General features: G+C 59.8%; 26 protein-coding genes. 20 read left to right on the top strand and 6 right to left on the bottom strand.

Annotated features, from left to right (window positions below; genetic code table 11):
* Positions 1-10: 10 nt before the first annotated feature.
* Entirely contained in the window at positions 11-1558 is a 1548-nt protein-coding gene (locus FHX08_RS07255; protein WP_184327059.1) for a DEAD/DEAH box helicase, read from the top strand.
* Positions 1559-1565: 7 nt separating this feature from the next.
* On the top strand, positions 1566-1988 hold the full coding sequence (locus tag FHX08_RS07250; RefSeq protein ID WP_132651604.1) for an NUDIX domain-containing protein: 423 nt from the start codon (positions 1566-1568) through the stop codon (positions 1986-1988).
* Here the strand turns inward: FHX08_RS07250 and FHX08_RS07245 are convergent, their stop codons facing one another.
* Complete coding sequence (locus FHX08_RS07245) at positions 1989-2306, bottom strand: TfoX/Sxy family protein (protein WP_132651605.1); 318 nt, start codon at positions 2304-2306, stop codon at positions 1989-1991.
* A gap of 130 nt (positions 2307-2436) precedes the next feature.
* Positions 2437-2931: a flavin reductase gene (locus FHX08_RS07240; protein WP_132651606.1), complete on the bottom strand. Its 495-nt coding sequence runs from the start codon at positions 2929-2931 to the stop codon at positions 2437-2439.
* Positions 2932-3103: 172 nt separating this feature from the next.
* Here FHX08_RS07240 and FHX08_RS07235 point away from each other — a divergent pair, with 172 nt between their 5' ends.
* From FHX08_RS07235 to purB, 5 genes are all read left to right on the top strand, one after another.
* Positions 3104-4186, top strand: coding sequence for a branched-chain amino acid ABC transporter substrate-binding protein (locus tag FHX08_RS07235; RefSeq protein ID WP_132651607.1), 1083 nt, complete (start codon positions 3104-3106; stop codon positions 4184-4186).
* A gap of 61 nt (positions 4187-4247) precedes the next feature.
* The gene (gene rpe, locus FHX08_RS07230) at positions 4248-4925 is read left to right on the top strand and encodes a ribulose-phosphate 3-epimerase (protein ID WP_132651608.1); all 678 of its coding nucleotides are present in this window, start codon (positions 4248-4250) and stop codon (positions 4923-4925) included.
* The gene (locus FHX08_RS07225; protein WP_132651609.1) at positions 4926-5657 is read left to right on the top strand and encodes a DUF2259 domain-containing protein; all 732 of its coding nucleotides are present in this window, start codon (positions 4926-4928) and stop codon (positions 5655-5657) included.
* A 2-nt stretch (positions 5658-5659) separates the two neighbouring features.
* Positions 5660-6145 (top strand): hypothetical protein, encoded by a 486-nt coding sequence (locus FHX08_RS07220; RefSeq protein ID WP_184327058.1) that lies wholly within the window; start codon positions 5660-5662, stop codon positions 6143-6145.
* A gap of 61 nt (positions 6146-6206) precedes the next feature.
* Positions 6207-7514 (top strand): adenylosuccinate lyase, encoded by a 1308-nt coding sequence (gene purB, locus FHX08_RS07215; protein WP_132651611.1) that lies wholly within the window; start codon positions 6207-6209, stop codon positions 7512-7514.
* Positions 7515-7558: 44 nt separating this feature from the next.
* Here purB and FHX08_RS07210 read toward each other — a convergent pair whose 3' ends face one another.
* Together FHX08_RS07210 and FHX08_RS07205 are read right to left on the bottom strand one after the other, a co-directional pair.
* A complete protein-coding gene (locus FHX08_RS07210; RefSeq protein ID WP_132651612.1) occupies positions 7559-8029 on the bottom strand; it encodes a low affinity iron permease family protein in 471 nt (156 codons plus the stop codon).
* Between the two features lie 115 nt (positions 8030-8144).
* The gene (locus tag FHX08_RS07205; protein WP_132651613.1) at positions 8145-8939 is read right to left on the bottom strand and encodes a DUF2189 domain-containing protein; all 795 of its coding nucleotides are present in this window, start codon (positions 8937-8939) and stop codon (positions 8145-8147) included.
* 161 nt (positions 8940-9100) lie between these two features.
* On the opposite strand from FHX08_RS07205, the gene FHX08_RS07200 reads away from it, so the two are divergent.
* From FHX08_RS07200 to FHX08_RS07170, 7 genes are all read left to right on the top strand, one after another.
* Positions 9101-9655 (top strand): RBBP9/YdeN family alpha/beta hydrolase, encoded by a 555-nt coding sequence (locus FHX08_RS07200; protein ID WP_132651614.1) that lies wholly within the window; start codon positions 9101-9103, stop codon positions 9653-9655.
* An 82-nt stretch (positions 9656-9737) separates the two neighbouring features.
* Positions 9738-12053: a putative bifunctional diguanylate cyclase/phosphodiesterase gene (locus FHX08_RS07195; RefSeq protein WP_132652000.1), complete on the top strand. Its 2316-nt coding sequence runs from the start codon at positions 9738-9740 to the stop codon at positions 12051-12053.
* 244 nt (positions 12054-12297) lie between these two features.
* Complete coding sequence (gene purC / locus FHX08_RS07190) at positions 12298-13062, top strand: phosphoribosylaminoimidazolesuccinocarboxamide synthase (protein ID WP_132651615.1); 765 nt, start codon at positions 12298-12300, stop codon at positions 13060-13062.
* 17 nt (positions 13063-13079) lie between these two features.
* A complete protein-coding gene (gene purS, locus FHX08_RS07185) occupies positions 13080-13322 on the top strand; it encodes a phosphoribosylformylglycinamidine synthase subunit PurS (RefSeq protein WP_132651616.1) in 243 nt (80 codons plus the stop codon).
* 44 nt (positions 13323-13366) lie between these two features.
* Positions 13367-13921: an RNA 2'-phosphotransferase gene (locus FHX08_RS07180; protein ID WP_132651617.1), complete on the top strand. Its 555-nt coding sequence runs from the start codon at positions 13367-13369 to the stop codon at positions 13919-13921.
* Positions 13918-14589, top strand: a complete 672-nt coding sequence (gene purQ / locus FHX08_RS07175) for a phosphoribosylformylglycinamidine synthase subunit PurQ (RefSeq protein WP_132651618.1) — start codon at positions 13918-13920, stop codon at positions 14587-14589. Before FHX08_RS07180 ends, purQ begins: the two co-directional genes overlap by 4 nt.
* Positions 14590-14635: 46 nt before the next feature.
* Positions 14636-15040 (top strand): hypothetical protein, encoded by a 405-nt coding sequence (locus tag FHX08_RS07170; protein WP_132651619.1) that lies wholly within the window; start codon positions 14636-14638, stop codon positions 15038-15040.
* Between the two features lie 17 nt (positions 15041-15057).
* On the opposite strand, the gene FHX08_RS07165 is transcribed toward FHX08_RS07170, so the two are convergent.
* Positions 15058-15312 (bottom strand): DUF1127 domain-containing protein, encoded by a 255-nt coding sequence (locus tag FHX08_RS07165; protein WP_132651620.1) that lies wholly within the window; start codon positions 15310-15312, stop codon positions 15058-15060.
* Positions 15313-15392: 80 nt separating this feature from the next.
* Here FHX08_RS07165 and FHX08_RS07160 point away from each other — a divergent pair, with 80 nt between their 5' ends.
* The 4 genes from FHX08_RS07160 to FHX08_RS07145 all read left to right on the top strand — a co-directional run bounded on the left by FHX08_RS07160 (position 15393) and on the right by FHX08_RS07145 (position 20244).
* On the top strand, positions 15393-16811 hold the full coding sequence (locus FHX08_RS07160; protein WP_132651621.1) for a PLP-dependent aminotransferase family protein: 1419 nt from the start codon (positions 15393-15395) through the stop codon (positions 16809-16811).
* A 124-nt stretch (positions 16812-16935) separates the two neighbouring features.
* Positions 16936-17517, top strand: a complete 582-nt coding sequence (locus tag FHX08_RS07155) for an acyloxyacyl hydrolase (protein WP_132651622.1) — start codon at positions 16936-16938, stop codon at positions 17515-17517.
* 239 nt (positions 17518-17756) lie between these two features.
* Complete coding sequence (purL, locus tag FHX08_RS07150) at positions 17757-19991, top strand: phosphoribosylformylglycinamidine synthase subunit PurL (protein WP_132651624.1); 2235 nt, start codon at positions 17757-17759, stop codon at positions 19989-19991.
* 19 nt (positions 19992-20010) lie between these two features.
* Positions 20011-20244, top strand: a complete 234-nt coding sequence (locus FHX08_RS07145; RefSeq protein ID WP_007826248.1) for a BolA/IbaG family iron-sulfur metabolism protein — start codon at positions 20011-20013, stop codon at positions 20242-20244.
* Between the two features lie 70 nt (positions 20245-20314).
* On the opposite strand, the gene FHX08_RS07140 is transcribed toward FHX08_RS07145, so the two are convergent.
* Positions 20315-21526, bottom strand: coding sequence for a hypothetical protein (locus FHX08_RS07140; protein WP_245508210.1), 1212 nt, complete (start codon positions 21524-21526; stop codon positions 20315-20317).
* A 435-nt stretch (positions 21527-21961) separates the two neighbouring features.
* On the opposite strand from FHX08_RS07140, the gene FHX08_RS07135 reads away from it, so the two are divergent.
* On the top strand, positions 21962-22783 hold the full coding sequence (locus FHX08_RS07135; protein ID WP_132651625.1) for a c-type cytochrome: 822 nt from the start codon (positions 21962-21964) through the stop codon (positions 22781-22783).
* 146 nt (positions 22784-22929) lie between these two features.
* Complete coding sequence (gene grxD, locus FHX08_RS07130) at positions 22930-23265, top strand: Grx4 family monothiol glutaredoxin (RefSeq protein ID WP_112567585.1); 336 nt, start codon at positions 22930-22932, stop codon at positions 23263-23265.
* Positions 23266-23401: the final 136 nt, after the last annotated feature.

Here is a 23401-nt window from a genome sequence, read left to right as displayed (position 1 = left end):
CCATTGCGGCATGCAATCCTGCCGACTCGCCAGAGACCGGCCGAACGAAACGGAAACAGTTTTCCCTTTGACGACATTTGCTGACCTTGGTTTGAGCCCCAAAGTGCTCTCCGCTGTTACCGATGCGGGCTATACGACCCCCACCCCCATTCAGGCCGGGGCAATCCCTTTCGCGCTTGAGCGCCGCGATATTTGCGGTATCGCGCAGACCGGCACCGGCAAGACGGCATCTTTCGTTCTTCCCATGCTGTCGCTTCTGGAAAAAGGCCGCGCCCGTGCCCGTATGCCGCGCACGCTGATCCTGGAGCCGACCCGCGAACTGGCTGCCCAGGTTGCCGAAAACTTCGAGAAATACGGCAAGAATCACCGCTTGAACGTCGCCCTGCTGATCGGCGGCGTTTCCTTCGAAGAGCAGGACCGTAAGCTCGAGCGTGGCGCAGACGTCTTGATCTGCACCCCCGGCCGCCTTCTTGACCATTTCGAACGCGGCAAGCTTCTGATGAGCGGCGTTGAAATCCTCGTCATCGACGAAGCAGACCGCATGCTCGACATGGGCTTCATCCCCGATATCGAGCGCATCGCCAAGCTGATCCCCTTCACCCGCCAGACGCTGTTCTTCTCGGCCACCATGCCGCCGGAAATCCAGAAGCTTGCGGACCGCTTCCTGCAGAACCCTGAGCGTATCGAAGTCTCCAAGCCGGCTTCGGCGTCGAGCACCATCGTGCAGCGTTTCGTCGCCTCGCACGGTAAGGATTACGAGAAGCGCGCCGTGCTGCGCGATCTGATCCGCGCCCAGGAAGACCTCAAGAACGCGATCATCTTCTGCAACCGCAAGAAGGATGTCGCCGAACTCTTCCGTTCGCTAGACCGTCACGGTTTCTCCGTTGGCGCGCTCCATGGCGACATGGACCAGCGCTCGCGCATGACAATGCTCGCCAACTTCAAGGACGGCAACATCAAGCTGCTCGTCGCTTCCGACGTCGCCGCCCGCGGCCTCGATATTCCCGATGTCAGCCACGTCTTTAATTTCGACGTGCCGATCCATTCGGAAGATTATGTTCACCGCATCGGCCGCACCGGCCGTGCCGGCCGTTCCGGCGCTTCCTTCACTATCGTCACCCGCCACGACCAAAAATATGCCGACGCGATCGAAAAGCTGATCGGCGAAAAGGTCGAATGGCTGAACGGCGACCTCTCCGCCCTGCCGCCGGCCGAAGAAAGCCGTGACAGCGAGCGTTCTCCTCGTCGCGGCAAGGGTCGTGAGCGGGATAAGGATCGTGGCCGCGAGCGTCGGTCTTCGAGTCATAAATCTGATATCAACGCCGAAGATAATGGTGCAGAAGTCGTGGAAGCAGTAGCAAGGGCCGCCAGCGTGAAGAACGAGCGCAAAGCAGAACAGAAGCCGCAGAACAACGCGCGCGGCAATCGGCCTTACCCCGCGAACGACGACAGCCGCGATCGCCGCCGCCATCGCGACAATGATGACGGCCCCACGCCCATTGGTTTCGGCGACGATATCCCTGCCTTCATGCTGATTGCCGCCAACGCCAAGATCTGAGTGCCCCATGGGCAAGCCCGGCATCGACTTCCCAGGCTTCGGTGTAGGCCTGGTGATTTTGCGCGACGGCAAGATCCTTCTCTACAAGCGCATCCGTCCGCCTGAAGCCGGCTACTGGAATATCGTCGGCGGCAAGGTTGATCATATGGAGCCGGCCGAAGAGGCTGCGCGCCGCGAGGCGGAAGAGGAAACCGGCCTCGCGATCGGCCGTATCGAACGCATAGGCCTGACCGAGCAGATCATCGAAGCCGACCGCCAGCACTGGATTTCCCTGCTCTACATCGCCCGCGACGTAACGGGCGAGCCGCAGTTGACCGAGCCGGACAAGCTTTCGGATTTCGGCTGGTTCGGCCTTGCCGACCTGCCGGAGCCTTTGTCGGCCTTCACCAGAGCAGCGATTGCCAGCCTTCCGGCGGGCGAATTGCGCTGATCATTCGGCGCGCAACGCCGCCTCATAGGCAAGCCGCACCCATCGGGCCATGATATCGGGATCGTCATAGGCTTCTTCCGGAATGCTCCAGTAAGGCATCTTTACCGGCGCGCCCTTCTTGCCCTCGTAAAACCACTGGCTGGCACCCGCCGCCGCAAATTCTGGCGCGCTCTTCTCATCGGCCTTCAGCAGGATTTCGTCTCGCACTTCGAGCGCCAGGATACGGCCGAGATGATAGATGCCCTTGCCGCCGAACATGCGTTTGATGGTGACGGGACCAAGCGACTGAAACATTTCCTCGATGCCGGCATTGTCCATGGCTGGTCGCTCCTCTGACTGGAGCGCCTTGCATCCATTCGGACGCACAAAGCGACGCTCTAACTCTTTGAATCTAAGCATCGTGCTTTTCGAAAATCGATTCCGATTTTCAGGCCGATGCGGGGTAAGGCTATATCGAATGATAACCGCGGTGCAGATAGAGAAGCGCCGGGTGGATTTCGGTGAAACGGACGGCAGCGACCTCGCCGAAGATGACGTTATGGGTCGGCATTTCCTTGATATCGGTCACCCGGCAGTCGAAGACGGCAAGTGCATCGGCGAGCACCGGCGCACCCGTTGCCAGCGTTTCGAAACGGGCACTCAGGAAACGTTCTTCGTTTTCCAGTTGCGTGCGTCCAGAAAAGGCGTCGGCCACGCGCTGATGATGAGCGCCGAGCGAGTTCAGTGCGAAAATGCCGCTGCGCCAGAAGATCTCGTTTTTCACATTGGTGTTATTGAGGCAGACGAGAACGGAAGCCGGATTGTCCGACACCGAGCAGGCGGCCGTGATGGTGACGCCGCGGCGGGCTTCACCGAGAGCCGTCGTCACCAGCTGCACGTGGCCGGCATAGCGACTCATGGCGTCGCGATATAGGCCAGGATCAATATGCTGCCTGTTCAACACATGCTTCTCCGCAATCAGTGTCTTGTTTTTGTTATTTCGCCAATATGGCGGGCATCAGTTACCTTTTCTACAATAGCAGCCGCTAAAAGCTGAAGAATATGCTTGTTTTTCTTTGACGATTGCCGCCGTGCAGATAAAAGGGCATGGACTAGACGAGAGACCTGCACCTTTCATGATGACGCTGCGTGTCATAGCCGCCCTTCTGTCGCTCCTGGCGTTGACGGCCGAAAGCCGCGCGGCCGGCGTGACGATCGGCGTTGTGGCCCCGCAAGACGGCACCTTCGCCTCGCTCGGCGCCCAAGTTCGTGCTGGCGCAGTTTTCCAGATTGGGCAGGCCGGCGATACGATCGTTCCGATCAGCGAAAGCTGTGAGGACAATAGCGGCCCGGCGATCGCCGATGCGCTGATTGCCGCCAAAGTTCAGATCGCCATCGGTTTCCTCTGCAGCGAAACGCTTGAAGGCGCGTTGCCGAAGCTCAAGGATGCCAACATCCCTGCCATTACCGTGTCGGTGCGCTCGCGTATCCTGATGGAAGATTCGCTGAAGAACGGCTGGCCCCTCTTCCGTCTTGCGCCGCGGGACGGCGATGAGGCGGAGAAGATCATCCAGATCATCCTGCAGCAATGGACGGCTTTCCCGATCGCCCTCATCGAGGACGGCACGATCCACGGCCGCGAATTGACGGAAGCCGTACGCGACGCACTGGAAGAAAATGGTCTCAAGCCCGTCTTCACTGATACTTACCGGCCGGGGCAGGAACAGCAGATCGGTCTCGTGCGCCGCCTGAAGCGAGCAGGTGCCACCAAGGTCTTCATCGGCGGCGACAGGAACGATGTCGCCACCATCGCGCGTGACGCCAAGGCTGAAAACATCTCGTTGGATATCCTGAGCGGCGATGCGATGCGCGCTCCCAACCAGCCGCTTGCGCTTGCGGACGGCGTACGCGCTGTCGCGATTCCGGAATACGCTCTTCTGCCGGAGGCAGATTCGACCGTCCACGCGATGCGGGCGGCAGGAGTAGAGCCCGAAGGTTATGCCCTGCCTGCGGCAGCCGCCGCACTGATTGCCGATCAGGCCGTGCAGGCGGCGGTGACCGAGGGCAAGCCAATCGCAGAAAAGCTGATCGGAACGCAATTCAATACGCCGATCGGCCCGGTTATCTTCACACCGGCCCATGAGTTGTCGCAGAATCCCTATCGCCTGCTCCAATGGCGCGGCGACGCGTTCGTCCCGCCCGCTGGCGGCACGGACTGACCTATTGACCATGCCGTAAGGCGGCTTACCCGCTTCCGGTTTGAGACGGAGACCGAGACCCATGACGACACTGCCCATCCGCATCGCGCCATCGATCCTGGCGGCAGATTTTGCAAAGCTCGGCGAAGAAGTACGCAACGTCACCGCGGCCGGCGCCGACTGGATCCATCTCGACGTCATGGACGGCCATTTCGTGCCGAACATTTCTTTCGGCCCCGATGTCATCAAGTCGCTGCGTTCCTACACCGATGCGACCTTCGACTGCCATCTGATGATCTCGCCTGCCGATCCCTATCTGGAGGCCTTCGCCAAGGCCGGGTGCGACCGCATCACGGTCCATGCAGAAGCCGGACCGCATCTGCATCGCTCGCTGCAGACGATCCGCCATCTCGGCAAGAAGGTTGGCGTCACGCTCAATCCGGCAACGCCGCTCTCGGTCGTCGAGAACGTGCTTGACGATGTCGACCTCATTCTCATCATGTCCGTCAACCCCGGTTTCGGCGGCCAAAAATTCATTCCGGCAATGGTAGACAAGATCGCAGCGGCGAAGTCACTCATCGGTGACCGTCCGATCGAGCTTGAGGTGGACGGCGGCGTGACGGTGGATACCGCTCCTGCCGTGGCAAAGGCCGGCGGCAATGTGCTCGTCGCCGGGTCGGCAATTTTCAAGGGCGGCTCGCTCGAGGCTTATCGGCAGGCGATCACGGCCCTTCGCAACGCGGCTGAGGGAGCTCGCTAAATGACGAAGCGCATGTTCATGGGCAGCCTTTTCGCCGCCCTGCTGACGGGAATATCCGCCACAGCCTTTGCCGGCGATATCGCCAATATCCAGCCTGTCGGTTTCTCAGCTGATGGCAAGGTCTTCGCCTTCCAGGAATTCGGCATGAAGAATGGCAAGGTCCCCTATTCGGATACCTATTTCATCAATACCGACACCGGTGAAAATCTCGAAGAGACGCCCTTTCATCTGGAGCTGACAGACAAGGATGCTGATCTCTCCAAAGCGCGGCGCCAGAACCTGACAGCGGCCCGCAAGCAAATGGACAAATATGACCTACTGACCAATCCCGGCCTGATCGCCGCGTTCAATCCGCCGACCGAACTCGGCTCGCCGATGAAGACGATCCGCTATACGACGCTTGCAACTGACGGCCTCGCGCGCGGCGCTTACACGCTGCTGCTCGGCGATGCGCAGGTCGCGACACCCGATGCTTGCAAAACCCTGAACAACCACGTTGTTGGCTTCACTCTCCAACTCATCGAGAAGGACGGCGCGCCAAACCGCCAGATCGTCCATCAGGACAAGGCAATTCCCGCTGATCGCGGCTGCCCGGTGGAATATCGGATGGGCGGCGCCCTCGTCTATCAGCCGGAAGCCGGAAGACCCGTCCACATCGCCCTCATTCTGGCGCTGAGCGCTGCGCCTGACGGTCGCAACGGCCGCTGGATTGCCGTTCCGGTTAAGCCCTGAAAATGAACCGTCTGCGGGTGGCATGGCCGTCCTATTCAGAACTTTTCATCGGCGCCCCCCTCTGGGGCGTGCTGATGCTGATCTCGGCCATGGTTGGCCTCTATCTGCGCAATGGCATGGAGACGAGCCATGTGCTTGATCTCGCCCTCCTCTATTTCGGCGGCGGGCTGCTCTCCTGGCCCTTCAATCTGCTTGCCGGACGATATCTTGCGCTTGGTCATGAGCTGGAGGCGCGTTTTGCCGCCTTCTTCCTGGCGTTGACGACGGGCACGGTGCTGATGACGGCCTTTCTTTTCGCCATGGATTACCGGATTTTCTATTCTCGCTGGCATGCGCCCTTCGGCTCTGTCATCTGGATGTTCCAGTTCGTCTTTACCGGCGCCAGCGCCATCTATCAGTTCCTCGTTATCGGTCTGGGGCTGTTTTTGCCCGTCGGACTGGTCTGTCTGCTTGTCATCAGCCTGGCTCTTGCCAAACGCATGCGTTGAGATTGCCGGCCGTCTTTGCTACAGGGGCCGCAGCTACTGTCACAAATGAAGGCGCTCGCCCATGATCCCTCGTTATTCCCGGCCCGAGATGGTCGCCATCTGGTCTCCAGAAACCAAGTTCCGTATCTGGTTCGAGATCGAGGCGCATGCCTGCGATGCGCTGGCAGAGCTCGGCGTGATCCCGAAATCGGCTGCCGCCACCATCTGGGAAAAGGGCGGCAAGGCAACTTTTGATGTTGCCCGCATCGATGAGATCGAAGCCGTTACCAAGCATGACGTCATCGCCTTCCTGACGCATCTTGCCGAGATCGTCGGCCCCGATGCCCGCTTCGTCCATCAGGGCATGACCTCCTCTGACGTGCTTGACACCACGCTGAACATCCAACTCGTGCGCGCTGCCGATATCCTGCTTGCCGATATGGACCGTGTTCTCGCTGCGCTGAAAACCCGCGCCTTCGAGCATAAGGATACGATCCGCATCGGCCGCAGCCACGGCATCCATGCCGAGCCGACGACGATGGGTCTGACCTTTGCCCGCTTCTATGCCGAGATGAGCCGCAACCGTGCGCGCCTGGTCGCCGCTCGCGCTGAAATCGCCACGGGTGCGATCTCCGGTGCCGTCGGCACTTTCGCCAATATCGATCCTGTTGTCGAAGAGCATGTCTGCGCAGCCCTCGGTCTCGTTTCCGAGCCGGTCTCCACCCAGGTCATCCCGCGTGATCGTCATGCGATGTTTTTCGCCACGCTCGGCGTCATCGGCTCCTCGATCGAAAATGTCGCGATCGAAATCCGTCACATGCAGCGCACCGAAGTTCTGGAAGCGGAAGAATTCTTCTCGCAAGGCCAGAAGGGCTCTTCGGCCATGCCGCACAAGCGCAATCCGGTTCTGACCGAAAACCTGACCGGCCTCGCCCGCCTCGTGCGCATGTCCGTCGTTCCCGCGATGGAAAACGTGGCGCTCTGGCACGAGCGCGACATCAGCCATTCGAGCGTCGAGCGCGCCATCGGCCCGGATACGACGATCACGCTGGATTTTGCGTTGAACCGTCTCGCCGGTGTGATTGAAAAGCTCGTGGTCTATCCCGAGAATATGATGAAGAACCTCAACAAGTTCCGTGGTCTCGTACATTCGCAGCGCGTTCTGCTGGCGCTAACTCAGGCCGGTGTCTCCCGCGAGGATGCCTATCGCCTCGTGCAGCGCAACGCCATGAAGGTCTGGGAACAGGGCAAGGACTTCCTCGAGGAACTGCTTGCCGACGCCGAAGTCCGCGCCGCACTCTCCGAGGCGGATCTCCGGGAGAAGTTCGATCTCGGTTATCATACGAAGCACGTCGATACGATTTTCCGTCGCGTCTTCGGCGAGGTGTAATTACCGAAGATATCTCATGAAACGGCGCCCACGAGGCGCCGTTTTCATTTCCGCTTGCGCGATGTGGAAGCCACTGGCGTCTTGCGTTTTTTCGTCTCGCTTTTTGCAATCGAGATGTCGGCCTGTAAATCCGCTACCTCGCAAGCCTCTGTCCTGCCCCGGCCCTCGGCCGCCTTGGCCACCAGCCGGTCAAGATGTTTGAGATCTTCTTCGTCGAGATTTTCGATGCCGATGAAGCGGTTCTCGGCGTGGCTCGTCAGGATGATTTCATTGAGCTTTGCCTGAATAGCGCGCGTGTCGCGCGTCTGCGCGTTCTGCAGCACGAAGACCATCAGAAAGGTGACGATCGTCGTGCCGGTGTTGATCACGAGTTGCCAGGTTTCCGAATAGTCGAACAAGGGACCTAGAGCGGCCCAAATAATGACGGCGATAAGCGCCAGAATGAAGGTCACCGGCTTGCCCGCCCACTCCGATACCTTGGTTGCAAAGCGGGCAAACACATGGCGTAACGTCACCTTGAAATCCTCCTTGGAAGTCGGCCAAAGACAAACTCCAAGGAACGTTCCGCGGTTCCGTATGCAGAAAAAATTCCGGGTATCGCGGAATCTTGCGACACCCGGAATGGTGCCGTCACATGGCAATCAGTTTCCGGTAGAGATGCCAGGTCGCATGGCCGAGGATCGGAATGACGAGTGCAAGGCCGGCAAAGAGCGGAAGTGTGCCGATGACGAGCAATGCGGCCACAATCAAACCCCAGGTGAGCACCGGCACAGGATTGGCGAAGGTTGCCCGGATCGAGGCGACCATCGCGGCCACTGCTCCGCAATCCCTGTCGAGTAGAATCGGAAATGTCACGACAGTGATCGCCAGAACGACGAGCGCGAATCCGAGGCCGACCAGATTGCCCCACAGGATGAGCTGTATGCCTTCAGTCGTGCCGAAGACCTGTTGCATGAAGAGCGACATGGAGCGCGGGAAGACCTCACCGATAAGGCTCGTATAGATGGTTTGCGCCGTGACCAGCCAGACGACGAAGATCCCGAACAGCAGGAGGCCGACGGCGATGATCGACGGCAGGGCCGGCGAGCGGCGTACATCGAGCGCATGTTGCCAGGAGGTGTCGAGACCGGCCTCGCGTCGACGACTGATTTCATAAAGGCCGATCGCGGCGAGCGGGCCGATCAGCACGAAACCCGACATCAACGGAAAGATCATCGGCGCGAGATTGGCGCCCGAGCTCAACATCGTCAGGAAGATGCCAGCGATCGGATACATGAGACATAGGAAAACGTAATGTGAAGGCTTTTCCCGGAAATCCTCGAAACCGAGCCTGAGCGCGTCGAAGACGTCTGCTATGCTGATGCGATTGATCGCAGGCCGTGCGAAGCTGTCGCCAGCACCTGTCATGATATGGAATGCCGCCATGGCTTTCTCCTCCTCAGCCAAGATGAGCCGGAGGCGAACGTGTCGGTAACGACAAGCCGACACGCAAACGCAACCGGCAGGCAGCGACTATAGCAAATTTCTCAGGCCAAGTCGCTCTCTCCCTTGACATCGCCGTCAAGCTTTCTCACATCGGCGACACCATGAAAGCGTCAGAAGCAGATATTCTCATCGTTCCCGGTTACACCAACTCCGGTCCCGACCATTGGCAGACCCGCTGGGAAGCAAAGCTCTCCACCGCGCGCCGGGTCGAGCAGGCGGAATGGTCGAAGCCCGTGCGTGAGGACTGGATCGCCCGCATCGCCGAGGAGGTGAATGCCGCCACACGCCCCGTCGTGATCGTCGCCCATTCCCTTGGCGTACCCTCGGTGATTCATGCGATCCCGCTGTTTGAAAAGCGGGTTGCCGGTGCCTTCTTCGTCGCGCCGCCCGATGTCGCCAATCCGGATATCCGTCCGAAACATCTGATGACCTTCGGTCCCTACCCGCGCGATCCACTGCCCTTCCCCTCGATTACGGTGGCAAGCCGCAACGATCCTTTCGGCACGTACGAACATGCCGACGATATCGCCAACAGCTGGGGGTCCTTCCTGGTGGATGCCGGCGAATCCGGCCACATCAATGCGGATTCTGGTCATGGGCCCTGGCCCGAGGGCACGATGGTCTTTGCTCAGTTTCTGAGCCGCCTGCCCGGTTGAGAACCGGAAACTCCGGTATTTCCAGTGAATTGAGCGATCGCTTTCTAAGCATTTCTTAATGGAAAGACCGCAGACTGCGCTGATGCCAGAAAAGCGAGAGCGCGCGCCCGTGAAGCAGAGCCATCCGCAAGACGCCGCTGACCCGGACCGCGACGCACCGGCCGCAAATGGACCGGTGAGCTATACGGATGATTCCGATCTTTCCGAGCGCGAAAGCCGCTGGAACTACGCGCTCGTCGGCTCCGGTCTCGGCGTCTGGGACCACAATTACCGTCTCGACAAGAAATATTACTCGCAGACCTGGAAGACCATTCGCGGCATGGCGCCTGATGAGGCGGCCGATGGTGATTACGAGGCCTGGCTGCAGCTCATCCATCCCGATGATCGCGATTTCGTCATTAATGCCATCGAGCGCCAGAATGCCGGTGACCCGGCCTACCATATCTTCCAGTATCGCGAGCGCCACAAGGATGGCCATTGGGTTTGGATCGAATGCCGTGGCGCACCGGTTGAGTGGGATGAAAACGGTGCGGCCCAGCGTGTCGTCGGCACGGACACTGACATCACCGCACGCAAGCAGACGGAGGAGATGCTGGCGCAGCTCTCCCGCCGCCTCGACCTTGCCCTGCAGATCAGCGATATCGGCGTATTCGAAGCCGATATCGACCACGGAACCGTCGAATGGGACGACCGCCTCATTGCCATCTATGGGCTGCAGGGCGTCGACCGCCTGACGGCAGGCGCGGCGTGGCCGGGAAGGATTCATCCTGACGATCGCGAGCGGGTGCTCGACACAGTCGAAAGCACCGTCAACAACGGGACCGGCTTTCACCATGAATTCCGCATCATCAGGGGTGATGGCGCCGAGCGCATCATCCGCGCCAGCGCGGCGTTCTTCGTCGACGGCAACGGTTACCGCAAACTGATCGGCGCCAATTGGGACGTGACGGAGGAAGTGGCGCTGCGCAACGAATTGCAGCGCGCCAAGGATCTTGCCGAAGCCCGCAACCGCGAACTCGAAGCCGCCAAGGAAAGCATCGAGCATCTGGCTCTTCATGACTATCTCACCGGTCTGCCGAACCGTCGCTATCTCGACAAGATGCTGGAAGAACGTTCCGCCCAGTGCCGCGAAGAAGATCTGGCGCTTGCCATCCTCCACATCGATCTCGACCGCTTCAAGCAGATCAATGATACGCTCGGCCACCGCGCCGGTGACCACTTGCTGAAACATGCCGCTCGGGTATTACGCGACTCCATTCGCAGCACGGATTTCGTCGCGCGCATCGGCGGCGATGAATTCGTCGTCCTCTGCGTCGTCAACACCGCTTCGAAGAAGATCGCCACAGTCGCCGAGCGCATCATCCGCGAGCTGAGGAAGCCAATCAAATATGAGGGGCATGACTGCCGCTTCGGCGCCAGTATCGGCATAGCCATCGATAGCGGCTCGAATCTCGATGAAAAGCAGCTTCTTCTCAACGCCGATATCGCGCTCTACCGGGCTAAAGCCTCCGGCCGCAACCGCCACGAATTCTTCTCCAAGGCTGTACGGCGAACGATCCTGACGGCCAAGCGCCTTGCCGATGAAATTCTGATCGGTCTCGAGCGCAATGAATTCGTACCCTTCTACCAGCCGCAATTCGATGCCCGCACGCTGGATATCGCCGGCATCGAGACCCTGGCCCGCTGGCAGCATCCGGAACGCGGCGTGCTTGCTCCCGATCGTTTTCTCGACATCGCTGAAGACCTCGACGTCGTCTCGACGATCGATGCCTTGATCCTGCAGCGGGCCCTTGCCGACCGCAAAACCTGGGTCCGTGAAGGCTTCGCCATTCCCCGCATTTCCGTCAATGTCTCCGCCGGGAGACTTTCCGATCCGCAGCTCGGCAAGAAGCTGCGTTCGCTGAGGATCGAACCGGGCACGGTGTCATTCGAGCTGCTGGAATCCATCTCGCTCGACGATTGCGACGACGCGGTCACCGCCAATCTCAAGAAACTGAAGAAGCTCGGCATCGACATCGAAGTCGATGATTTCGGCACCGGCCACGCCTCGATCGTCAGCCTGATGCGGCTGAGCCCGAAGACGCTGAAGATCGATCGCGAGCTGATCAGCCAGCTGCCGCAATCGGCAGAGCAACGCAAGCTCGTCCGTTCCATCATCGAGATCGGCCGCTCGCTGAACATTCTCGTCACCGCCGAAGGTGTGGAGACTGCCGATCACGTCCACATCCTGCAGGAGCTTGGCTGCGATATGCTGCAAGGCTATGCACTTGCACGGCCGATGCCAGCGATGCAGATCCCGGCCTTCATCCAAAGCGAAAGCTGGCGGCAACCGGAGAGTGCGGCCCGTGCGCTGCAGACTGACCTGCGCCGTTCCGTCGGCCGCACGGTTTCCAGGTGACGACCTCCAGATAGAGACCTGTATAACCGCTCCGAGATTTTGCCTTCATTTCACCGTAAAGAAAAAGGCGGTAGTCTCCTCTTGCGAAGACATTCGATTCTCTTTGCGGTTTTCCCGCTACGGCCGGAAACCGGGGAAGGAGTGACAGGCGGATTGTGAAACTCTCTCTTTTCCTTTAAGGGGACGCCACGAGATCGATCCACGCGCGCTATCCCAAGAGCGCCAACAGCAGAGAATAACTACAATGAACCGTCGCCGCCGTATCTACGAGGGCAAGGCAAAGATACTGTATGAAGGGCCTGAACCGGGCACACTGATCCAGTTCTTCAAGGACGATGCCACCGCTTTCAACAAGAAGAAACACGAAGTCATTGATGGTAAGGGCGTTCTCAACAATCGTATTTCTGAATATATCTTCAGCCATCTGAACAAGATCGGCATTCCCACCCACTTTATCCGCCGGCTCAACATGCGCGAGCAGCTGATCAGGGAAGTGGAGATGATCCCGCTCGAGATCGTCGTGCGCAACGTCGCCGCCGGCTCACTCGCCAAGCGCCTCGGCATCGAGGAAGGGGTCGTTCTGCCGCGCTCGATCATCGAATTCTATTACAAGTCCGATACGCTTGAGGATCCGATGGTCTCCGAGGAGCACATCACTGCCTTCGGTTGGGCCAATCCGGCCGAACTCGACGACATCATGGCACTCGCCATCCGCGTCAACGACTTCATGACCGGCCTCTTCCTCGGCGTCGGCATCCAGCTCGTCGATTTCAAGATCGAGTGCGGCCGCCTCTTCGAAGGTGACATGATGCGCATCATCCTGGCCGATGAAATCTCGCCGGATAGCTGCCGCCTCTGGGATATCGAGACCCACAAGAAGATGGACAAGGACCTCTTCCGCCGTGATATGGGCGGGCTGCTGGAAGCCTATTCCGAAGTTGCGCGCCGTCTCGGCATCATCAATGAAAACGAGCCCGTGCGCGGCACCGGCCCCGTTTTGGTCAAGTAAAAGGCAGGGAAGAACAAGTGATCAAGGCTCGCGTCACCGTCACGCTGAAAAACGGCGTTCTCGATCCTCAGGGAAAGGCCATCGAAGGCGCACTCGGCGCCCTCGGCTTCGGCGGCGTCGGCCATGTCCGCCAGGGCAAGGTCTTCGATCTGGAATTGGAAGGCACCGACAAGGCCAAGGCCGAGACGGATCTCAAGGCCATGTGCGAGAAACTCCTCGCCAATACGGTCATCGAGAACTACGCGATCGCGATCGACTGACGATCACAGGCTCGCCACCTGGCGAGCCTCCAGGATGAGGCGTCATGATGGAAGCAAAGCTGGAGACGGAAGTCTCGAAATATATGAGCTATGTCTTACGCCATGCGCCGGAAGCCGCAGGTCTGACGCTTGATGCCGAAGGGTGGGTTTCCTTCGATGCGTTCGAAAAGGCGTTGACGTCGAAATATGACGTCTCGCGCGCCGATATTATCGGCATCATCGAAAACAGTCCGAAGAAGCGCTTTGCTCTTGTCGAGGACAGAATTCGCGCCAATCAGGGCCACAGCGTCGGTATCGACCTAGCCTTGAAGCCGGTCGAGCCGCCGGCAATCCTCTTCCACGGCACGTCGCGGGCAAGCTGGCCTGCGATCGAGCGCGAAGGCTTGCAGAAGATGGAACGGCATCACGTTCACCTTTCTGCCGATATCGATACCGCGAAGATCGTCGCAACCCGCCGCAAGGGCGACTATATTATCCTGCGTATAGACGCAGCCCGCATGTTTTCAGAGGGACATTCTTTCTTTGTCTCGGACAATGGAGTATGGCTCGCCGAAAGCGTTCCAGTTCAATATCTTTCGCTAAACGCAGGCACCCCATGAAATCAGCCGTCGTTCAACTTCCGGGCCTCAATCGCGATCGCGACATGATCACCGCTCTCACCAAAATCTCCGGTCGCCAGCCGGTGACGATCTGGCAGACGGAGACGGAAATCCCCGATGTCGACCTGATCGTCATTCCCGGCGGCTTCTCCTATGGCGATTACCTGCGCTGCGGCGCGATTGCAGCACGCATGCCGGTCATGCAGGCGATCATCGAGAAGGCGAACAAGGGCGTGAAGGTTCTCGGCGTCTGCAACGGCTTCCAGATTCTTGTCGAGGCCGGCCTTCTGCCGGGCGCCTTGATGCGCAATGCCTCGCTGAAATTCGTCTGCCGCGAGATCAAACTCGAAGTCGTCAATGCCGACACGGATTTCTCTCGCGCCTACGAAAAGGGCCAGATCATCCGCTGCCCGGTCGCTCATCACGACGGCAACTATTTTGCCGATGCCGAGACGCTCGCTGCCATCGAGGGCAACGGCCAGGTCGTCTTCCGCTATGCCGAAGGCACCAACCCGAACGGCTCGGTCAACGACATTGCCGGCGTCATGAATGCCAAGGGCAATGTTCTCGGCATGATGCCGCATCCGGAAAACCTTATAGAAGCCGCTCACGGGGGGTCGGACGGCCGCGGCCTCTTCGCTTCGGCGCTCGACGTCGTCGCTGCCTGATTCATTTCATCAGAAAGCCCGTCGCCGGATCACTGGAGCAAGCTGAATGCGCCCTTGCCTTTTTGCTGCTACTGCCAACGCTGTAGCCTTTGCCGGCCTCTCTGCGCTGGTTGCTGCCTGCCAGTCCTCGACACCTGCAAAGGGGCCGGACCGCAGCGCGCTATCGACAATGGAGCGTGTGGCGCTCGGCGCCAACAGTTGCTGGTTCAAGTCGGGCGACCCGGCTTTCGCCGCATATAGGCTGGCGCCGGAGCTCAATTCCTTCTCCGGCCGGCCGCGCATCCTTGTCGTCCACAAGGGCAGTCCTGAAAGCCGCCCGCTTCTCGTCGTGCAGGCCGAGGGCAGTCCTGCCAAGATGCAGGCTTTTGGCCCGATGATGTCCGAGCCGGTCTCAGGCCGCATCGCCGCTGACGTCACCCGCTGGTCGGGCGGCAACCGCGCCTGCAGCTAAGGCTCCACATCACGAGCCTAATCCCAGAAAAACGACTTGCTGATTTCCCGCGCGGCATCGGTTTGCGACAGACCGATATCCTTCAGCTGATCTGCGGTCATATGGCGAAGCGCGCGCCGTCCCTCACGCTTTTGATGCCAGATGAGAATGGCGACCCAGAGACGCATCAGCCGTGTCGTGGCCGGCTTGTGCCTGGGCAGTACGATCTCGTGCGGACTATCGATAGAGACAATCGATACAATATGACCTTTGGCCTGGGGTATAGCGGACATCTTTGACTCCTGTTGCTTCCGCTGACAGGATTGTCTCATAGTCTTGACAGGTATAGGGTGACAATTTATTCATTGTCACCATGACAAATTGGCTCCCCGATCTTTCGCAGGGCTCCGGCCCGGTCTACATGCGGCTTGCGGACAACATTGAATCCGCCATTGCTTCCGGCGCCTTGCCGGCAGGCAGCAAGCTGCCGCCGCAGCGAAATCTCGCCTATGATATCGGGGTGACAATCGGGACAATCGGCCGCGCTTATGCGCTTGTGCATGAGCGTGGTCTTGTCGCCGGCGAAGTCGGCCGCGGCACCTATGTGCTTGACCGCGCCAATACGCCGCCTAGCGAGCAGGTCGATCCCGTCACTCTTTCGCTAAGCGGCACGCGCGTCGCGGATGCGCCCCCGAACAAGCTTCGCTTCGATACGACAGCTGCTCCCGATCTTGGTCAAGGCAAGGTCATCGCTGGCATCATGGCCGAGATCGGCGAACAGCATCTGGCGGAAATCTCCTCTTATTCTCGCAGCTTTCCGCCGAACTGGTTTGAGGCCGGACGTCTGTGGCTGGCACGCAATGGCTGGTCGCCGGAGGTCGAAAACGTCGTGCCGACGCTCGGCGCACACGCCGCGGCCATCGCCGTCATCGCCGCCGTGTCGGCGCCCGGTGACAAGATCGTCTTCGAAAACCTCACCTATACGCAGGTGAGCCGCAGTGTGCGCCTGCTCGGCCGGCGCACACTGATCGTCGAGTCTGATGAACACGGCATCATCCCTGATGATTTCGAGCGGCTCTGCCAGCAGCAGCATCCGAAGCTCGTCTTCACAATGCCGACCGTCCACAACCCGACACTTGCCATCATGTCCTATGAACGGCGCGTGGCCATTGCCGATATCGCAAGGCGACATGGCGTGTGGATCATCGAGGACGACCTCTATGGCGGCATGGCTAACGACGATACGCCTCTGCTCGCCTCGATCGCGCCTGATCGCACCTTTCTCGTCAACGGCCTGTCAAAGTCGGTCGCGGCTGGCGTGCGCGGCGGCTGGGTTGCCTGCCCGCCGCACTTCGCCCAGCGCATCAAGGTCACGCACAAAATGGTCACCGGCGGCCTGCCCTTCATTCTGGCCGAAACTTGTGCGCGTCTTGTTGAGAGTGGCAAGGCGCACGAGATCCGCAATGCCAGCGTCCTCGAACTATCGGCCCGCGTTCGCCTCGCCCGCGAGCAATTGCGCGGGTTCGAGTTCGAATCCCACCCGCACGCCCCCTTCCTGTGGCTGAAACTGCCGGAGCCCTGGCTGTCCGGCACTTTCAAGAATGCTGCCTTCCGCGATGGCGTGCTTGTCGATGACGAGGATGAGTTCAAGGCGGCGCGTGGGGAGAAAGTCTATCACCGCGTGCGCATCGGCTTCTCCTCACCGAAGGATAGAAACGAGCTGGCCGCAGGTCTTATGGTATTGAAACGCCTACTGGAAAATGGTGGCTCCGCCTATGACGGCGAGATCTGAACTGTTGCAGATCGGTGTCAGCATTGTGGAAAAGGTCATAATCGAAACATAGCGCTTTACCGAGACCTCTCGCATGTTACCTCTGTCCCATTCCGCTGTTTAGGCGAGAATCAAAGGACAGCAGATGAAATTCGAATTCCGTTCACTCCTGCTGCGCCTGTCAGGTATCGCGTCGGTCGCAGTCTTTGCATGCAGCCTGGGAATGTCATCAGCGGCGCAAGCCGGAGATAAGGTTTTCGACGAATTGCGCTTCGGCGCATCCGCTTCCGTTCAAGGCGGCCATTCGCATGAAGACGGCGTTTTCCCCGAAATAACGGCCCTTTTTGACCCCTTCGGCTTCGAGCAGGCAACCGGCTGGAAGCAGCAGCTTTTGCATCCCCGCGTTCATTTGGGCACCTCGATCGGTACGGCTGGCGAAGCCACGCAATTCTTCGCCGGTTTCACCTGGACGGTCGACCTCAGCGACAAGATCTTCGCGGAGGCCGGTTTCGGCGGCGTCATCCATACCGGTGACATCGATGGCAATGACGATGGGCCGGATCTCGGCTGTCGTGTGCTGTTTCACGAATATCTCGGCGCCGGCTATCGCTTCACCAGCAACTGGAATGTTATGGCGCAGCTCGCCCATTCCTCGAACGCCAACCTCTGTGACGGTCCGAACGACGGCATGACTCGCGCCGGACTGATGGTCGGCTACAAATTCTGAAGGCTGCGCCCTGCAAATTGCCAGTACGGAACTCGCGGTGCCTGCCCTCTGTTGACGGCAGGCATTTTCCTGTCGCGCATAGTTCCTACATAGGCTAAAGACACGGCAAACGCGCTAGAGCATGTCCGTTTTTCTTCCAATCACTGTCATGCTCTATCTCTTTGTTTTCACGCAATTCCGGATGCAAAACCGCTGCGCACTTTTGCAGGATTGCTCTAGGCAGGGATTTTCGAGAGCTCATGACCATTCCCAACACTATCAAGATTACGCCGGAACTCATCGCCTCACACGGCCTCAAGCCGGATGAATACCAGCGCATTCTGGATCTGATCGGCCGCGAACCGAGCTTCACGGAGCTCGGCATCTTCTCGGCCATGTGGAACGAGCACTGCTCCTACAAATCCTCCAAGAAGTGGCTGCGCACCCTGCCGACCAAGGGACCGCGCGTCATCCAGGGGCCGGGCGAAAATGCCGGTGTCGTCGATATCGATGACGGCGACTGCGTCGTCTTCAAGATGGAGAGCCACAACCACCCCTCCTATATCGAGCCCTATCAGGGTGCTGCGACCGGTGTCGGCGGTATCCTGCGTGACGTCTTCACCATGGGCGCTCGTCCGATCGCTGCCATGAACGCGCTGCGCTTTGGCGAGCCGGATCATCCGAAGACCCGCCATCTCGTTGCCGGCGTCGTCGCCGGTGTCGGCGGCTACGGCAATTCCTTCGGCGTGCCGACTGTCGGCGGCGAAGTGGAGTTCGACGCCCGCTACAACGGCAATATCCTCGTCAATGCCTTTGCTGCCGGCCTTGCAAAGTCGAACGCGATCTTCCTGTCGGAAGCCAAGGGTGTCGGCCTTCCTGTCGTCTATCTCGGCGCCAAGACCGGCCGTGACGGGGTCGGCGGCGCGACGATGGCTTCGGCCGAATTCGACGAGTCGATCGAGGAAAAGCGCCCGACCGTTCAGGTTGGCGACCCCTTCACCGAAAAGTGCCTGCTCGAAGCCTGCCTCGAGCTGATGAAGACGGGCGCCGTCATCGCCATCCAGGACATGGGTGCGGCCGGTCTCACCTGCTCGGCTGTTGAAATGGGCGCCAAGGGGGATCTCGGCATCCTGCTCGAACTCGACAAGGTGCCGGTACGCGAGGAGCGCATGAGCGCCTATGAGATGATGCTGTCGGAAAGCCAGGAGCGGATGCTCATGGTGCTGCAGCCGGAAAAGGAAGAGGAAGCCAAAGCGATCTTCGTGAAATGGGGCCTCGATTTCGCGATCGTCGGCAAGACCACGGCCGACCTGCGCTTCCGCGTCATGCATCAGGGCGAGGAAGTCGCTAATCTGCCGATCAAGGATCTCGGCGATCAGGCTCCGGAATATGACCGTCCCTGGCGCGAATCCGACAAGCGGGCGCCACTGCCGGCAAACCTCGTCGCAGCCCCGCAGGATTACAACGAAGCGCTGCTCAAGCTCGTTGGCTCCCCCAATCAATCGAGCCGCCGCTGGGTCTACGAACAGTATGACACGCTGATCCAGGGCAACTCGCTACAGCTGCCGGGCGGCGACGCCGGGGTCGTGCGCGTCGAAGGCCATCCGCTGAAGGCGCTTGCTTTCTCCTCCGACGTTACGCCGCGCTACGTTGAGGCCGATCCTTTCGAAGGCGGCAAACAGGCCGTTGCCGAATGCTGGCGCAACATCACCGCGACCGGCGCTGAGCCGCTGGCTGCGACCGACAACCTTAATTTCGGTAATCCGGAAAAGCCTGAGATCATGGGCCAGTTCGTCGGCGCCGTGAAGGGCATTGGCGAAGCCTGCCGCGCACTGGACTTCCCGATCGTCTCCGGCAACGTCTCGCTCTATAACGAAACAAATGGCGTCGCGATCCTGCCGACCCCCACCATTGCCGGCGTCGGCCTGATGCCCGACTGGCGCAAGATGGCCCGCATCGGCAGCGCTGCCGAAGGCGACAGGGTCCTGCTCATCGGTTCCGATGGCAGCCATCTCGGCCAGTCCGTCTATCTGCGTGATGTCGTCGGCAGCACCGATGGCCCGGCCCCGCACGTCGATCTCTTTGCCGAGCGCCGCAACGGCGATTTCGTTCGCTCAGTCATCCGCAACGGCCAGGCGACTGCCTGCCACGACATTTCCTCCGGCGGTCTTGCGATCGCGCTTGCCGAAATGGCGATGGCATCAGGCAAGGGCCTCAAGATCAGCCTCAGTGAAGGAAAGGGCGCGCCGCATGCCCTGCTTTTCGGCGAGGATCAGGCGCGCTATGTGCTGTCGGTTCCGAAGGATGTCGCCGATTTCGTCTGCGCCAACGCAGAAGGCGCCGGCGTGCCCTTCCGCCGCCTTGGCACCGTGCAGGGCGATGCGCTTGTCGTCGACGATCTGATTGCGCTGCCGATTCAGCAATTGCGCGATGCCTATGAATCGTGGTTCCCTGATTTCATGGATAACCGCGGCGAAATTGTCGCCGCGGAATGATGCGCAAGGAGTAACGATCATGGCCATGAAACCCGGCGATATCGAAGATATGATCAAGGCCGGTATTCCCGGTGCCAAGGTAACGATCCGCGATCTGGCCGGCGATGGCGACCATTACGCCGCAGAAGTCGTGGCGGAAGCCTTCCGCGGCAAGAGCCGCGTGCAGCAGCACCAGATGGTCTATGAGGCGCTGAAGGGCAATATGGGCGGCATTCTGCATGCGCTTGCTCTGCAGACCTCGGCGCCGGATTGAGCCGACATCCTGGCTTCGGCCGATCGAAGATCGGAAATGAACCGACCCGGCAGGAAATCCCGCCGGGTCTTTATTTTGGAGCGGAAGCGATTGGTACGAAATGGTCGGCGCCCCTCGCCTCTTTGTCCTCGTGCTCCCGGGCTGGCAGTTTGCTCACATCGGGATAGGCAAAGACCGAGGCCGGCATGGGTCCAGCCGTCAGCAGCGTGAAATCGAAGGAGGATTTCATGTCCGGCCCCAGCACATATTGGCGATGCACACGCAACTGATCGGCACGGATCTTCTTGTAGTGCTCCGGTGTCAGCATCTGCCGCACGCGGATATGGATCATGCTGGCCTGCGGCGCATCCGGATGGCCGGAAACACTGACGACCGGCACCTTGTAGAAGTTGATCGAGTCCGTCAGGCACTGTACGTCCAGCCAGAAAATATTCGGGCAACGTGCAATCAGGCCGACGCGCGAGCGCAGCAGCGTCGCCGATGACATCAGCGCGCATTGCAGGATGGCGCAGCCAAGCGTCGCAAACACCACGCGCTTGCTCTTGAAGACATCAGGTTCCCGTTCCAGCAGAATGCCGACGACATGGGCTGCGACGCTGGATCCCATGCTGTGCGAGGAGATGACATATTCATCGGCCTCCTCGTTGAGCGCCTCGCGCATCGACGTCGCGCATTGCTCGAGCCAGTCGTTGAAGTCTGTCCTGTCCATGCGCGCCAGCGCCACCGCCATGTCCCAGTCGGCGAAAAGATGCAGGGTATGGAAACGTTCCGAAAACGGCAGGAAGCCGAAGGTGAAGAAGATCGCCGCCAGCGGCGCACTCCAGCCGAAATGCCAGCCGGAAAGTCCGAGCCAGTAGGGCAGCGTCAGGATCTGCAGCGTGATGAGGATCGCAAATGCCGTCAGCAGGAAGGGAAAGATAAAGAACAGGCCGAAACGCCAGGCGTGGCGGAAATAGCCGGCCATGCCACCTTCCCGCACCACCTGCAAGAAGCTTAGAAAGCCTGCCGCGATGCGGCTCGCCGTATTGCCCATGCGCAACTGCTGCACCAGTTCGTTATGATCGAACACATGCACGCGCGTCCGCGTCTGCCAGCCATCGGCGCCAGTGCCGACATCGAAGGAAACATAGTGCCCTTCGCCTGCTGCACCTGTTTCGACATCATAGCCCCAGACGGATGCACTCTGCCGGGCGGTACGCTCATACCGCGCCCGATGCGCTGCACCATCAAGCGGCTCGAAGCCGGGGAAATGCAGCACAACCCGCTTATTGACGAGTTTCATAGTCTTTTTCTTCTTTCCGGCGGGTTGGGAGCGCCGCTACCTGATGACGGGTTCGCCTGAAAATACGGCGAAAAACCGGATAAAATCTTCGAGCCGCCTTGCTAATCGAACTCCTCCGGAATTCAATAGGGAACGGTTCGTTTCGATGGGATTGAGGGGATTTTGCAGCCGAACTCGTGCATGAACAGGTGTCCGACCTCGTCGGCCGCGTGCTGACGGATTTCCTGAAGAGGACGTTCGGCAGGACGACGATGCCAGGATGCCCCACGCGCTTTCGCTGATGCCGATCTCTCCGCTTTCCCCAATGTCACACACTGGCTTGCAACGCTGAGGGAGTGTCGCGGCTCAAGCCTTATAGTCAATTCGAACGGGCTGCCTCCGTAAGGTTCAGCCCGGGCGTCGCCTGATCTGTATTCTACCGGGGGGTCTCAAGAAATGGTTCGCATTCTGAAAATCATTCTCGCAACGCTGGTCGTGCTCTGTCTTGTCTCGGTCGGCGCGATTTATGCGCTGTCCGAGAGGCGGCTTGCCAAGACATATGATCAAGCGTCCACCGATTTTGCCGTGAAGACGGTGCTGTCGCCTGATGAGGCGGAACGGCGCGCCCGCACCTTCATGTGCGGCGGCTGTCATCATGATGCCGGCAACGTCCTTCTGGATGATCCGGCCCTTGGCCGCATCGTCGCGCCGAACCTGACGCGCGTGGTTCCCGGCTATACCGATGCAGAACTGGTGCGCCTCGTCCGCCATGGCATAAAGCGGGACGGGACCGGCGTCGTAATCATGCCCGCCAGCAATCTCTCGAACATCTCGGACGAGGATATGGCCGGCATCATTGCCTGGCTGCGCAGCCTGAAGCCGCTTCCGGATGCCGTGCAGGGCGGTACGAGCTGGGGTCCGGTCGGCCGGATCGGTCTGGCTCTCGACCAGATTCCCTTCGAGGCCGACGACGTCGCGCCGACTTTCAAGCCGGTTGCCGCCCGACCAGCCGATATCGGCGAATATATGTGGAAGACGGACTGCAGCCACTGCCACAATCTCGATACCGAAAAGCAGTCGCCGGCCTTCAAGGCCCCTGCCCTTCGGCCGCTGGCGCAATCCTACCCGCCCGAGCAATTCAAGGCGCTGCTGCGCACCGGCAAGGGCATGGGCGGACGCGATCTCGGCGTCATGACCGAAGTCTCCCAATGGGATTTCAGCCACTTCACCGATGCCGAGATCGAACAGATCCAGGCCTACCTCGCCAAGCAGCCGTAACGCTTGGGCAACAATCCGAGTCACAGAGTGTCGCGGATTGGTCTTTTTTTGGTTTTGGCGGGTGGAATTCCCGCCCCCACATGCTATCTAAGAAAAACGATTGAAACGGCGGGCCTTTAACCCGCCTGTTGAAAGGATTAGGTCCCATGAGCGGCATCAACGAATTCATCGACAACGAAGTCAAGAGCAACGACGTCGTCCTCTTCATGAAGGGCACGCCGCAGTTTCCGCAGTGCGGTTTCTCCGGCCAGGTCGTGCAGATCCTCGATTATCTCGGCGTCGACTACAAGGGTATCAACGTGCTCGCCGATTCGGAAATCCGCCAGGGCATCAAGGATTATTCCAACTGGCCGACCATCCCTCAGCTCTACGTTAAGGGCGAGTTCATCGGCGGCTGCGACATCGTCCGGGAAATGTTCCAGGCCGGTGAGCTGCAGCAGCATCTCCAGGAAAACGGCGTCACGGTTAAGGGCGCCGCCTGATCGGTCACCGGGCGTCCGTCCGGTTTCCACATCTATATCTTGAGTTCGAGGCGCTGCACCAAGCAGCGCCTTGACCTGTTTATGGGATTTTCATTGTGACACATTCATCACAAGCCATGTCCGCGGGCCGCTTGCC

Source organism: Rhizobium sp. BK529 (assembly GCF_014194105.1).
Classification (GTDB): domain Bacteria; phylum Pseudomonadota; class Alphaproteobacteria; order Rhizobiales; family Rhizobiaceae; genus Rhizobium.
Note: the sequence above shows the minus strand (reverse complement) of the source record. Positions and strands in the feature narration are given on the sequence as shown.